The organism is Arthrobacter sp. Z1-15 (assembly GCF_054792395.1).
The window spans coordinates 3,092,950-3,106,303 of sequence record NZ_CP096454.1 but is presented as its reverse complement, the minus strand read 5'-3'; the positions used below and the strand labels follow the sequence as shown (position 1 = coordinate 3,106,303).

Sequence of the window (13,354 nt, the reverse complement as noted above, 5' to 3'; positions counted from 1 at the left end):
CAAGAGCCGGCAGGACGTATACAACGAGGGCATGGCGGTGCGCCGCGAGGTCCTCGGCGCTGAGCACGTGGACCGCGCCAACGCCGGCAAGGACGAGTTCACCACCGACTTCCAGGACCTGATCACGCAGTACGCCTGGGGCACCGTCTGGACCCGGCCGGGCCTTCCGCGCACCATGCGCAGCGCCATCACACTGACGGCGCTGATCGCCCACGGACACCTGGAGGAGTTTGCCATGCACGTCCGGGCAGCGCTGCGCAACGGCCTGGACCGTGACGAAATCAAGGAGATCGTGCTGCAGTCCGCGATCTACTGCGGCGTCCCGTCCGCCAACTCCGCCTTCAAGGTGGCCCAGGGCGTCTTCCGCGAGATCGACGCCGCGGACTGAGCCGGCAGCAGCTCTTTCTCCGCATCTCTTCCGCCCTATCCCAGCCCTTCCCCCGTCCCAGTTTTAGCTTTTTAGTTCAAGGAGCACCGGTGAACCAGGCCTATATTTACGACGCAGTCCGCACCCCCTTCGGCAAATTCGGCGGAGCCCTGGCCGGAGTCCGTCCGGATGACCTCGCCGCCCAGGTCCTGAAGGCCTCCGTGTCGCGGGCCCCCGGGCTCGATCCCGAGCGGATCGATGAAGTGGTCTTCGGAAACGCCAACGGAGCCGGTGAGGAAAACCGCAACGTCGCCCGCATGGCCACCCTGCTGGCCGGCCTGCCCACCTCGATCCCCGGCACCACGGTCAACCGGCTCTGCGGCTCGTCCCTCGACGCGGCACTGATCGCCTCGCGGCAGATCAACACCGGCGAAGCGGACCTGATGCTGATCGGCGGCGTCGAATCCATGAGCCGCGCCCCCTGGGTGCTGCCCAAGAACGAAAAGCCGTATCCGGCCGGAGACTCCACCCTGGCCTCCACCACGCTGGGCTGGCGGCTGGTCAACCCCGCCATGCCGAAGGAATGGACGGTCTCGCTGGGGGAGGCCACCGAGCAGCTGCGCGAGAAGTACGGCATCACCCGGGAACGCCAGGATGAGTTCGCCGCAGCCTCCCATGCCTTGGCAGCGAAGGCCTGGGACGACGGCAAATACGCGGACCTCACGGTCGCCGTCGACGGCGTGGACCTGGACCGTGACGAAAGCATCCGCGCCGGCTCGACGGTGGAGAAACTCGCCACGCTGCGCACCGTTTTCCGTCCGGCCTCCGACGACGTCTCCGGCGGCACCGTCACCGCCGGCAACGCCTCCCCGCTGAACGACGGCGCCTCCGCCGCCTGGCTGGGCAGCGAAAACGCCGCCGCAATGCTCGGCCTGGACCCGCTGGCCCGGATCGCCGGCCGCGGAGCCGCAGCCAACGAGCCGCAGTTCTTCGGTTATGCCCCGGTGGAGGCGGCCAACACGGCGCTGAAGCGCGCCGGCATCGGCTGGGGCGACATCGGGGCAGTTGAACTCAACGAAGCCTTCGCAGCCCAGTCCCTGGCCTGCCTGGACGCCTGGGACGTGGATCCCGGCATCGTCAACGCCTGGGGCGGAGCCGTCGCCATCGGCCACCCGCTCGGCGCTTCCGGCACCCGCATCCTCGGCACCCTGGCCCGCCGGCTGCAGGACTCCGGTGAGCGCTGGGGCGTGGCCGCAATCTGCATCGGTGTGGGCCAGGGCCTCGCCGTCGTACTCGAAAACACCAACTGAGAATCCAGTTCACGAAGACGTAAGGACTAACCGTGCTCAACATTGTGCAGGACGTCGATGAGGCTGTTGCGCCCATCCACGACGGCGCCACCGTTATGATCGGCGGCTTCGGCCGGGCCGGCCAGCCGGTGGAACTCATCGAGGCGCTGCTGCGCCAGGGTGCCGGGGACCTGACCGTCGTCAACAACAACGCCGGCAACGGAGAACAGGGCCTCGCCGCCCTGATCGGCGCCGGCCGGGTAAAGAAGATCATCTGCTCCTTCCCGCGCCAGTCGGACTCACAGATCTTCGACGCCAGGTACCGGGCCGGGGAGATCGATCTGGAACTGGTGCCCCAGGGCAATCTGGCTGAGCGCATCCGGGCCGCCGGTGCCGGCATCGGCGGGTTCTTCACGCCCACCGCCTACGGCACCCCGCTGGCCGAAGGCAAGGAAACCCGGATCATCGACGGCCGCGGCTACGTCTTCGAAACCCCGCTGCACGCTGACTTCGCGCTGGTCAAGGCACTGCGCGCCGACGAGGCGGGAAACCTGGTCTACCGGAAGACCGCCCGGAACTTCGGTCCGATCATGGCCGCCGCCGCGAAGACCGCCATTGTGCAGGTCCGCGAAATTGTCGCTAGCGGGGAAATGGACCCCGAAGTGGTGGTCACCCCGGGAATCTACGTCAACACCCTGGTCCGCGTGGACCGGGAGAAAGCGCCGGCAGCAGCATGAGCAACAGAACCGAAAAGCTGGGCAAGAACGACCTCGCTGCGCTGGTCGCGGCCGATGTCGCCCCGGGCTCCTTCGTGAACCTGGGCATCGGCCAGCCGACCCTGGTCTCCAACTACCTGAGGCCGGAACAGCACGTCACCCTGCATACCGAAAACGGGATGCTGGGCATGGGCCCCGAAGCCTCCGGGGAGGAGGTTGACCCGGACCTGATCAACGCCGGAAAGATCCCGGTGACCGAGCTGCCGGGGGCCGCCTACTTCCACCACGCCGACTCCTTTGCGATCATGCGCGGCGGGCACCTGGACGTGTGTGTCCTGGGCGCCTTCCAGGTCTCTGCCTCCGGGGACCTGGCCAATTGGCACACCGGCGCCCCGGATGCCATCCCGGCAGTGGGCGGTGCCATGGACCTGGCCACCGGCGCCAAGGACGTCTACGTCATGATGTCGCTGTTTACCAGGGACGGCCTGAGCAAGCTGGTGAAGGAATGCAGCTATCCGCTCACCGGCGTCGGGTGCGTGACCCGCGTCTACACTAATGAAGCGGTCTTCCTCCTGAAGGAGGACGGCGTCCACGTCCGTGACACCTTCGGAACCACGTTCGAGGAACTGGCGGCAAAGATGGACATCCCGCTGATCCGCGCAGCGGATGACAGCCAGCACTAACCGAAAACATGGGGGACACGTGAGCGAGACGGCACCGGCCAGCGACCAGTTCGTACAGTCGCTGGCCCGCGGCCTGAGCGTCATCCGGGCCTTCGACGCGGACCACGTGCAGATGACCCTAAGCGAGGTGTCCCGCCGCACCGGCCTGTCGCGTGCCACGGCCCGCCGTTTTCTGCTCACGCTGGAAGAACTGGGCTACGTGCGCACGGACGGCCGGCACTTCGAGCTCACCGCACTGGTGCTGGCTTTGGGCTACTCCTACCTGTCGGGCCAAACCCTGCCCCAGCTGGCGCAGCCGCTGCTGGAGGACCTGTCCCGCCGGATCTCCGAATCCACATCGGCGTCCATCCTGGACGGCCCCGACATTGTCTACGTGGCTCGAATCCACACCCGCCGCCTGATGCGGGTTGGCATTGCCGTGGGCACCCGCTTCCCGGCTTATGCCACGTCCATGGGCCGCGTCCTGCTGGCAGGCTTGCCAGACGCGGCGCTGGAGGAGTACCTGGGCACGGTGCGGCTCGAGCCGTTCACGGAACGGACGGTTACCGACCCCGCGGTTCTGCGCGCCGAGGTGCTCAGGATCCGGGAGGCCGGCTGGGCAGTGGTTGACCAGGAACTGGAATCCGGGCTGCGGTCCGTTGCGGTTCCGGTCCGCAGCCCCGGGGGAGAAGTGATCGCAGCGATAAATACCTCCATGCAGGCAACTCTGGGCGCCGGGGAGAGTAGTCTGGAAGAAGCCGTTGCAGGAGTGCTGCCGGCCCTGAAAGAGGCGTCGGAGAAGATCACTGCCGCACTTGCAGCCCGCGGATAGGTTTGAAGCCCCCTTCCGGCCGGTATCGCCCGCTACTGGGCGGAGGTCCGGATGTGATTTCGGACGCACCGGCGGGAGCTCAGGCTTAAGTCTGCTAGACTGAGTATCAATTGTTTGTGTGGCAGTGGATGAAGGACGTTCACGAAATCCCTCGGGAGCTTCGTAGAGCGGGCCTGTTTCCGGGTTGCAGGGTTCCTGTGCAACGAATGCCACACTTTTGCACGCCTACGGTCGATTTCGGCGCGAGTATCGGAACTTCTCGGGGCATTGCGGCAACGACGACTTAAAGCGCGTCGCCCTCGGCTGTTCCAACAGCTGAAAGCGGGGCGATGCAACCAAGAGAAGTTATCTCGAGAAAAAACGGAGAACACGAAAGTGCCTACGATTCAGCAGCTGGTCCGCAAGGGCCGGTCACCCAAGGTCTCCAAGACCAAGGCTCCCGCCCTTCAGGGAAGCCCCATGCGCCGTGGTGTCTGCACCCGCGTTTACACCACCACCCCGAAGAAGCCGAACTCTGCGCTCCGTAAGGTTGCCCGCGTGCGCCTCAACGGCGGCATTGAAGTAACCGCTTACATTCCCGGCGTTGGCCACAACCTGCAGGAACACTCCATCGTCCTCGTTCGCGGCGGTCGAGTGAAGGACCTGCCCGGTGTTCGTTACAAGATCGTTCGCGGCGCACTGGACACCCAGGGTGTCAAGAACCGCAAGCAGGCTCGCAGCCGTTACGGCGCGAAGATGGAGAAGAAGTAATATGCCCCGCAAGGGTCCGGCCCCCAAGCGGCCGCTAGTTCTGGATCCCGTTTACGGCTCCCCTCTGGTCACTCAGCTGATCAACAAGGTTCTCGTTGACGGCAAGAAGTCCACCGCAGAGCGCATCGTTTACGGTGCACTTGCCGGCGCTCAGGAGAAGACCGGGGGAGACCCCGTTGCAGCCCTGAAGAAGGCTATGGACAACATCAAGCCGAGCCTTGAGGTCAAGTCCCGCCGCGTTGGCGGCGCCACCTACCAGGTTCCCGTCGAGGTCAAGCCGGGCCGTGCAACTGCACTGGCTCTGCGCTGGCTGGTTGGCTACTCCAAGGCCCGCCGCGAGAAGACCATGACCGAGCGTCTGCGCAACGAGATCCTGGATGCCTCCAACGGTCTCGGTGCTGCAGTGAAGCGCCGCGAAGACACCCACAAGATGGCCGAATCCAACAAGGCCTTCGCCCACTACCGCTGGTAAAAAGCCTGGCCGACGGCGGCCGCTCTTCAGGCCCTGTATCCCGCTGCGGCGGGGTGCAGGGCCGGAAGCAGATAAACGCAGTCGAACCGGCAAACACCAAATAAGGGAGAAACCGTGGCACTTGACGTGCTTACCGACCTGAACAAGGTCCGCAACATCGGCATCATGGCCCACATTGATGCCGGCAAGACCACCACCACCGAACGCATCCTGTTCTACACCGGTGTGAACCACAAGATTGGCGAGACCCACGACGGTGCGTCCACCATGGACTGGATGGCACAGGAGCAGGAGCGGGGTATCACCATTACCTCCGCAGCAACCACGTGCTACTGGGACAACAACCAGATCAACATCATCGACACTCCGGGTCACGTTGACTTCACTGTCGAGGTTGAGCGGTCCCTGCGCGTGCTCGACGGCGCCGTCGCTGTCTTCGACGGCAAGGAAGGCGTGGAGCCGCAGTCTGAGACTGTTTGGCGCCAGGCCGACAAGTACAACGTTCCGCGCATCTGCTTCGTCAACAAGATGGACAAGCTCGGCGCTGACTTCTACTTCACCGTAGACACCATCATCAACCGCCTTGGTGCCAAGCCGCTGGTTATCCAGCTGCCCATCGGTGCCGAGAGCGACTTTGAGGGCGTTGTCGACCTCGTCGAAATGCGTGCCCTGACCTGGCGCGGCGACTCCAAGGGTGATGTCACCATGGGCGCCAAGTACGAGATCGAGCCCATCCCGGCCGATCTTCAGGAAAAGGCTGAAGAGTACCGCGCCGCGCTGATCGAGGCTGTTGCCGAGGCCAGCGACGAGCTGATGAACAAGTACCTCGAAGGTGAAGAATTCACCACCGAGGAAATCAAGGCCGGCATCCGCCACCTGACCATCAACTCGCTGGTCTACCCGGTGCTGTGCGGCTCTGCGTTCAAGAACCGCGGCGTACAGCCGATGCTTGACGCCGTCGTCGCCTACCTGCCGAACCCGCTTGACGTGCCGAACATCAAGGGCCACGACATCCGCGACGAAGAGATCATTCTCGAGCGCGCCGCTGATGCCAACGCTCCGTTCTCCGCACTGGCGTTCAAGGTTGTTACGCACCCGTTCTTCGGCCGTTTGACCTACATCCGCGTGTACTCCGGTCACGCTGCTTCCGGCGCCCAGGTCATGAATGCGACCAAGCAGAAGAAGGAGCGCATCGGAAAGCTCTTCCAGATGCACGCCAACAAGGAAAACCCGGTTGACGAGATCACGACGGGCCACATTTACGCGGCCATCGGCCTGAAGGACACCACCACCGGGGACACCCTGTGCGACCTTCAGAACCCGATCGTGCTGGAATCCATGAGCTTCCCGGAGCCCGTGATTTCCGTGGCCATCGAGCCGAAGACCAAGGGTGACCAGGAGAAGCTCTCCACGGCCATCCAGAAGCTCTCCGAAGAGGATCCGACCTTCCAGGTCTCCCTCGACGAGGACACAGGCCAGACCATCATCGCCGGTATGGGCGAGCTGCACCTGGACATCCTGGTTGACCGCATGCGCCGCGAATTCCGCGTCGAGGCTAACGTGGGCAAGCCCCAGGTTGCCTACCGCGAAACCATCAAGCGCGCTGTGGCCAAGCATGACTACACGCACAAGAAGCAGACCGGTGGTTCCGGCCAGTTCGCAAAGGTCCAGATTGCTCTCGAGCCGCTGGACACTTCCGAAGGAACCTTCTACGAGTTCGACAATAAGGTCACCGGTGGCCGTATTCCCCGTGAATACATCCCCAGCGTTGACCAGGGCATCCAGAGCGCGCTTACTGACGGTGTGCTCGCCGGCTACCCCGTGGTGGGCATCAAGGCAATCCTGCTTGACGGTGCATACCACGACGTCGACTCCTCGGAAATGGCGTTCAAGATCGCCGGACGGCAGGCTTTCAAGGAAGCCGCACGCCTGGCGAACCCTGTCCTGCTCGAACCGCTGATGGATGTTGAAGTCCGCACCCCTGAGGAATACATGGGTGAAGTAATTGGTGACATCAACTCCCGCCGCGGCCAGATGCAGTCCATGGAAGACGCCGCAGGCGTAAAGGTCATCCGTGCTCACGTACCGCTGTCCGGCATGTTCGGTTACATCGGCGACCTGCGTTCCAAGACGCAGGGCCGTGCTGTGTACTCCATGTCGTTCAACAGCTACGCGGAGGTCCCGAAGGCAGTTGCCGACGAGATCATCCAGAAGACGCGCGGCGAATAAAACCCTGGTCGGTGTTCCGGGGGAAACTTCGGAACACCGCACCGTGTGCAGCGGGCCAAGGCCCCGGCCGGAAGCCCGCTGCATAGCCAAACTGAGCGGCCTCGCCAGGCTGCTGCGGAAATACGGCAATTTCATCAAATAAACAGCCCCCAGTAGACTTACATCAGTTTCAGCAGCGAGAAGCGCTGTTGAAGATTGAGTCTTCAACCTTTCTAGGAGGAACCCGTGGCGAAGGCAAAGTTCGAGCGGACTAAGCCGCACGTCAACATCGGCACCATTGGTCACGTTGACCATGGAAAGACGACGTTGACCGCTGCCATTTCGAAGGTACTTGCTGACAAGTACCCTGATCTGAATGAAAAGCGCGATTTCGCTGCTATCGACTCTGCACCTGAAGAGCGCCAGCGCGGTATCACCATCAACATCTCGCACATCGAGTACCAGACCGAGAAGCGCCACTACGCACACGTAGACGCCCCCGGTCACGCTGACTACATCAAGAACATGATCACCGGTGCAGCTCAGATGGACGGCGCAATCCTCGTGGTTGCCGCTACCGACGGCCCGATGGCACAGACCCGCGAGCACGTTCTGCTGGCCCGCCAGGTTGGCGTTCCCTACCTGCTGGTCGCACTGAACAAGTCCGACATGGTTGACGATGAGGAACTTCTGGACCTCGTTGAAATGGAAGTTCGCGAACTGCTGAGCTCCCAGGAATTCGACGGCGACAACGCTCCCGTCGTGCGCGTCTCCGGCCTCAAGGCTCTGGAAGGCGACCCCAAGTGGGTTGCTTCCGTCGAAGAGCTCATGGAAGCCGTTGACAACAACGTGCCGGACCCGATCCGCGACAAGGACAAGCCGTTCCTGATGCCGATCGAGGACGTCTTCACGATCACCGGTCGTGGAACCGTTGTTACGGGCCGCGCCGAGCGCGGTACCCTCGCCATCAACTCCGAGGTCGAGATCGTCGGCATCCGTCCGGTCCAGAAGACCACGGTTACCGGTATCGAGATGTTCCACAAGCAGCTTGACGAAGCATGGGCAGGCGAGAACTGTGGTCTCCTGCTCCGCGGCATCAAGCGCGAAGACGTAGAGCGCGGCCAGGTTATCGTGAAGCCGGGTTCCATCACCCCGCACACCGATTTCGAAGCCAACGTCTACATCCTGTCCAAGGATGAAGGCGGACGCCACAACCCGTTCTACTCGAACTACCGCCCGCAGTTCTACTTCCGTACCACGGACGTAACCGGCGTTATCACCCTGCCCGAGGGCACGGAAATGGTTATGCCCGGCGACAACACTGAGATGACCGTTGAGCTCATCCAGCCGATCGCCATGGAAGAAGGCCTCGGCTTCGCTATCCGCGAAGGCGGCCGCACCGTTGGTTCAGGCCGTGTCACCAAGATCATCAAGTAATTTCCTTACTTGCTGAATCTTCGGTGAGTTGCCGGTCCCTGCGGCCGGTCACGAACTGAAAAGAAGTCCCCGCTGCCACTGGCAGCGGGGACTTCTTGCTTTTTCGGCCCGCTCCTGCGGAACGCCGGGCCGGTGGTTTCCCCGTGGTTGTCCACAGGGTGAGCCGGAGCCCGGAAAACACTTTCGCCGCCCCTAGGATGTGGTGCAGGCTGCAGTCGTATAACCGGGGGGTTCTCACGCTATGGGCACGTTGATACTGGTGGTGGTGCTCATTTTGGCGGGCAGCGGTTTCAGCGTCGGCTGGTTCTGCAGCAGCATTGCTGCGTCGCGGCGATCCGCTGCAGCCCAGCCTGAGGCAGCTGCCGACGCCGTCTCCCGGGCGTACGACGACGGGTTTCGGGCCGGCTACAGCAGTGCTGCCGCTTCAGCCCGTTCCGGGGAGCGGGTAAACGTTCCCGCCGCCTTCAGCCCGCCGTCCGCGTTTGGTCCTTCCTCCGCATTTGGACTTCCACCGCAGGCACCGGCCGTTCCGCCGCCGTCGTCCCCGCCGCCGTCGACCCCCGCACTGTCAGGACCTGCGGTGCCGGAGAGAGCATTCAAGGAGAGCGCCGGGCAGGGCGCCCCGGATCTCCAGCCTGCCGGACCTGCACCGGTCCAGCCGCCGTCCGCCGAGGAGCTGGCCAGGCGTGCGGCTGAAGAGGAAGCCCGCAAACGGCGCCGGGACCTGCGGAACATTAACATCACGCTGTATGCCGCGTGCCTGCTGCTCGTCGCCGCCGCATCGCTTTTCATTGGCCTGGCGATACCGGAGGGCGCCAGGTTTGCCGGCGTCACCCTGGTGGCCGGCCTGTTCTACACCGGGGGACTGGTGGTCCACGCCCGGAGCCGGCGGCTGCGTCCCGCTGCGGTCGCCTTCACCGGGACCGGGCTGGCCCTCATCCCGGTGGTCGGGCTGGCCCTGCATAACCTCGTGCTGCGCGATGCGCCCTCGGCGTGGCTGGTGACCTCCGTTGTGGGCACGGCAGCCTATGCCTACGCTGCGGCCCGGCTGGACAGCCGGGTGGTCGCGTACCTGTCCATGACGTTCCTGCTCTCCACGGCGCTTGCCTCCGGCGCCTCCATGCGGTCCGGCATCATGTGGTATTTCCTGTTTACAGTGCTCCTGGCCACGGCCGTTTCACTGGCGGCCATGCGCCGCCCCGCGTGGCTGCGAAACATCTATCTGGACGCCTTTATCCAGTCCCACCGCTTCCTGGTCCCTGCCGCGGCAGGGGTGGCCCTGCTGACAGCAGTGGAACTGGGCGGCTGGCAGTTCTCCTTTCTGTTCCTGGCCTTCTCCGGCTACTACGCCGTCCTCTTCCTGCAGGCCCGCGGCAGGGAGCGGCTGTACAGCAGCTACGGTTTTCGGGCTGCGGCCACTGTCGGCCTAACCGTTCTTGCCTACATGGTGACGGACGATTCCGCAGCAGCGGTCCTGGCCTCCTCGGTACTGCTGCTCGTGCAGGCCGCCGGACTACTGGTCCTGCGCGGCAGGTACTCGGCGCTGGGCGGCACACCGTTTTTTATCTCCGACTATGTGATCGTGATCGTCCTTCAGATACTGGCCGGGCTGGCTGCGGCCCAATCAGCGGCGGGAATCCTGGTTGGAGGGAGCACAAGCCAGGTCCTGTTCACCGCCACTGCCGCGGCCGTGCTGCTGACCTGCATGGCCGGAGCCTCGAAAATCGAAGCCATCCCCAACGCCGTACCGGCCGGTGCGGCCATGCTCGGCCTCCTGGCCCGGCTCAATGGAGAGACGGGCACGCTGTGGCCGGCGGTAATCCTGGGTGCGCTCCTGGCCGGGTATTACGGCATTGGTGCGGCGCGCAGCTCCGGACCGGCGAAGCAGAATTTCCTGCTGTGGGTGAGGGGCACAGCGGTCGTGCTGGCCCCCGTGGTGTCGCTGGCAGTCCTGGAGACCGCAGGAGCAGGCGCCCGTGAAACCTGGGCCTGGTCGTTGTTCACGGCCGCTGCCGCCGTGCTGCTGAACCAGCTCATTTCCGTGTACGTCCTAGCCCGCCGGAGCGCAGCCGGGACGGATGCATCGGCCCGCAGGGAAGGCGCTGTGGTTGCTGTCGCGGCCGTCTTGGCGGCGATGCTGACGCCGGGACTGCGGTTTACGGAACAGCCGGGAATGACCGTGACCTTGGTTGTTTTGTTCTCCGCGCTGTCGGTAAACGTGGTGACCTCCCTGGTGCTGCGCCGGGTCTTCGAAGAACGGCCGTGGCTGGAATGGATGGGCCCGGCCGGCTTTGCCGCGGCTGCGGCCGCGGGCGCCGGGCTGCTGGACCTGCGCGGATACGAAGTCCTCACTGCTGCCGCGCTTGTTTACTGCGGGCTGATGTCGGTGCGCCTGGCACGGGCGGACCGGCGGGGCGGCTATTTGCTGGCCGGGCAGGTGCTGCTGACGGTTCTGACGGCGCTGGCGGCGGCGGACCTGGACTTCACGGTGCATGAAATGTTCATTGCCGTGGCGCTGTGCGTTGCCGTGCAGCAACTGCTGCGCATACTCCTGCAGGACAGGTTCGCCGGTGCGGGCGTGGGCCAGCTGGTACCTGCGGCCCAGTGGGGAAGTGCCGGAGTGCTGGTGCTCCTGCCGCTGGCCTATGAGGTGCTGGCGGCCGGTCAGCTTCCCTGGATGCAGCCGCTGCTCCTGGTCATAGCAGCCGGCAGTGCACTGTTCATCCAGCTGTCGGTGACCGCACGAAGGGCGGCCGGCAAACCTGTTCCGTCCCCTGACGGATCAGTGGCTGCGGCCGCAGCGCTGGCAGCGGTGCTGACGGTCTGGCTGCGGCTGTCTGAGGCTCCGGCGACCGTTTTTACCGTAGGGGTGTTGTTCGCTGCGCTGGGAACGAACGTGCTGACGACGCTGGCGCTGCGGCGCATCTCGGAGGGGTCCTGGCTGCAGTGGGCCGCTCCGGCGGGTTTTGCGGCTGCGGGCGTTATCGGCGCCGGTGTGCTCGGCGTCCGCGGCTATGAAGTGCTCGCAGCGGCAGCACTCGGATACTGCGCGTTCATGGTGGTTCGCGGTGCGCGGGCCGGCATGCGGGGCAGCTACTTGCTGGCGGGGCAGGTCCTGCTGACAGTGTTGGCGGCCCTGGTGGCGGCAGATCTGGACCTGACCATCCACGGGACCTGTATCGCCGTGGCGGTTTCCGTCGCAGGGCAGCAGGTGGTGCGGACGCTGCTGCAGGGCCTGCATACCGGAACGGGGCTGCGGCAGCTGGGAAAGACCGCACTCTGGGGGAGCGCCGGGGTGCTGACGCTGCTGCCCCTGGCGTACGCCGCTGCCGCGGAGGGCGATGCGCGGCGCTCCGTGGTCGTGATTTCCCTGTCCCTGCTGCTGGGCATGTCCGTGACGGTCAGCGTGGCGGACCGGAACGCCGGGATCCTGTACCCCGCCGTATATGCCCTCGGCATGCTGCCGCTGGCCCTGACACGCGTGTTCGGGTTTGGCGCCTCCGGGACTCTTGGCAACAGGTCTGAAGAGCCGGCGCCCATGAGCCTTGCCGCTGCCGGTGTTCTCTTACTGGTTTTTGGGGCGGCGGCCCTGGCTGCGGAAAGCCGCAGCGCCATCCGAACCGCTGTCCGCAATCCGCTGCTCGCCGGCGGGGCGCTGTACTGCCTCCTGGCCCTGATCCTGGCCGAGCTGGACGGGAACAGGCTGCTCACGGGGATAAGCGTGCTGCTGGCTGCCGCGGGCGTCCTTACCGTTTCCTTCACCCGGCGGCTTCCGTGGCTGACCGCAGCGGCGGTGGCTCTGGTGCCGGTTGCAGCCTTCATCATCCAGTCCTGGCTCGTGCGGGATGTCCTGAGCGCTGCGCCGCACGACGCAGCCGCCCGGCTGGGGACCGGATTCGCGGCTGCCCTGCTTCTCTATGCAGCCGGCTATGTCCTGTCGGTCCTGCCGCAGACCGCAGACACGGTGCTCCGCCGGGGCATCCTCAGTTCGGGAGCCGCCGTCATTGCTGCCGGAGCCGGCATCTCAGCGATGCCGTACGACCATATTTCGGCCGTGTACGGATCCGTGATCCTCGTCGCTGCCCTGGCAGCCGCGGTCCGGGAGTTTCCCCGGGCGCGGCGGGAAGCTGCCGGCGAAGCCGCAGCGCTGGTGGCTGCGCTCTCGGTGCAGCGGGTCATCTGGTACGCCGTCGACGGCGCCGGCTGGTTCTGGTTCGTGCAGTACTGGGTGGTGGTCCTGGCCGCCCTTGCCGCCTACGAGTACCGCCGGGGCCGCGCGCAGCGGGGCACCGCTGTCCTGGCGGTCTCGGCAGGGCTGCTCTCCTGCACGGGGATCAGCAGTATTCTCAGTGCAGATACCACCGAGCAGGTGTGGGCGCTTCTGGCCCATGCCGGGCTTTTGGGATTCGGCGTCCTGACCAACAGGCGTCTGTTCACCGTGTGGGGCGCAGCAGACGTGGCGCTGGCCGTGCTCTGGTACCTGCGCGGCTATACGTTCCTGCTCCTGGCACTGCTCGCGGCGGCGTTGATCGCGCTGGCAGTCTGGCGCCTCACCCGCGTACGGGCTGAGGCCGCCGACCAGACCGGAAGCTAGGGGGCGGCGGCGGGCTGGTCTATCATC

Annotated in this window: 10 protein-coding genes; all 10 read left to right on the top strand. The window is 65.0% G+C overall.

Translation table 11 applies throughout. The annotated features are described in order from the left end of the window. The first annotated feature begins 31 nt into the window (after window positions 1–31). The 10 genes from pcaC to M1D40_RS14165 all read left to right on the top strand — a co-directional run bounded on the left by pcaC (window position 32) and on the right by M1D40_RS14165 (window position 13,327). Window positions 32–388: a 4-carboxymuconolactone decarboxylase gene (gene pcaC / locus M1D40_RS14210; protein ID WP_341393736.1), complete on the top strand. Its 357-nt coding sequence runs from the start codon at window positions 32–34 to the stop codon at window positions 386–388. Window positions 389–477: 89 nt separating this feature from the next. Then, window positions 478–1,677, top strand: coding sequence for a thiolase family protein (locus M1D40_RS14205; protein WP_461169218.1), 1,200 nt, complete (start codon window positions 478–480; stop codon window positions 1,675–1,677). Between the two features lie 32 nt (window positions 1,678–1,709). Continuing rightward, complete coding sequence (locus tag M1D40_RS14200; protein WP_461169217.1) at window positions 1,710–2,393, top strand: 3-oxoacid CoA-transferase subunit A; 684 nt, start codon at window positions 1,710–1,712, stop codon at window positions 2,391–2,393. Further along, the gene (locus M1D40_RS14195) at window positions 2,390–3,055 is read left to right on the top strand and encodes a 3-oxoacid CoA-transferase subunit B (RefSeq protein WP_461169216.1); all 666 of its coding nucleotides are present in this window, start codon (window positions 2,390–2,392) and stop codon (window positions 3,053–3,055) included. Before M1D40_RS14200 ends, M1D40_RS14195 begins: the two co-directional genes overlap by 4 nt. After that, the gene (locus M1D40_RS14190; protein WP_461169215.1) at window positions 3,039–3,866 is read left to right on the top strand and encodes an IclR family transcriptional regulator domain-containing protein; all 828 of its coding nucleotides are present in this window, start codon (window positions 3,039–3,041) and stop codon (window positions 3,864–3,866) included. The genes M1D40_RS14195 and M1D40_RS14190 overlap by 17 nt, the downstream gene beginning before the upstream one ends. A gap of 375 nt (window positions 3,867–4,241) precedes the next feature. Beyond that, on the top strand, window positions 4,242–4,616 hold the full coding sequence (gene rpsL, locus M1D40_RS14185) for a 30S ribosomal protein S12 (protein WP_104052742.1): 375 nt from the start codon (window positions 4,242–4,244) through the stop codon (window positions 4,614–4,616). A 1-nt stretch (window position 4,617) separates the two neighbouring features. Continuing rightward, window positions 4,618–5,088, top strand: a complete 471-nt coding sequence (rpsG, locus tag M1D40_RS14180) for a 30S ribosomal protein S7 (protein WP_104052741.1) — start codon at window positions 4,618–4,620, stop codon at window positions 5,086–5,088. 114 nt (window positions 5,089–5,202) lie between these two features. Continuing rightward, window positions 5,203–7,317: an elongation factor G gene (fusA, locus tag M1D40_RS14175; protein WP_341393386.1), complete on the top strand. Its 2,115-nt coding sequence runs from the start codon at window positions 5,203–5,205 to the stop codon at window positions 7,315–7,317. A 225-nt stretch (window positions 7,318–7,542) separates the two neighbouring features. Further along, window positions 7,543–8,733: an elongation factor Tu gene (tuf, locus tag M1D40_RS14170; protein WP_341393387.1), complete on the top strand. Its 1,191-nt coding sequence runs from the start codon at window positions 7,543–7,545 to the stop codon at window positions 8,731–8,733. A 241-nt stretch (window positions 8,734–8,974) separates the two neighbouring features. Continuing rightward, window positions 8,975–13,327 carry a hypothetical protein gene (locus tag M1D40_RS14165; protein WP_461169214.1) on the top strand — a complete coding sequence of 1,451 codons (4,353 nt, stop codon included), beginning with the start codon at window positions 8,975–8,977 and terminating at the stop codon, window positions 13,325–13,327. Window positions 13,328–13,354 lie beyond the last annotated feature (27 nt).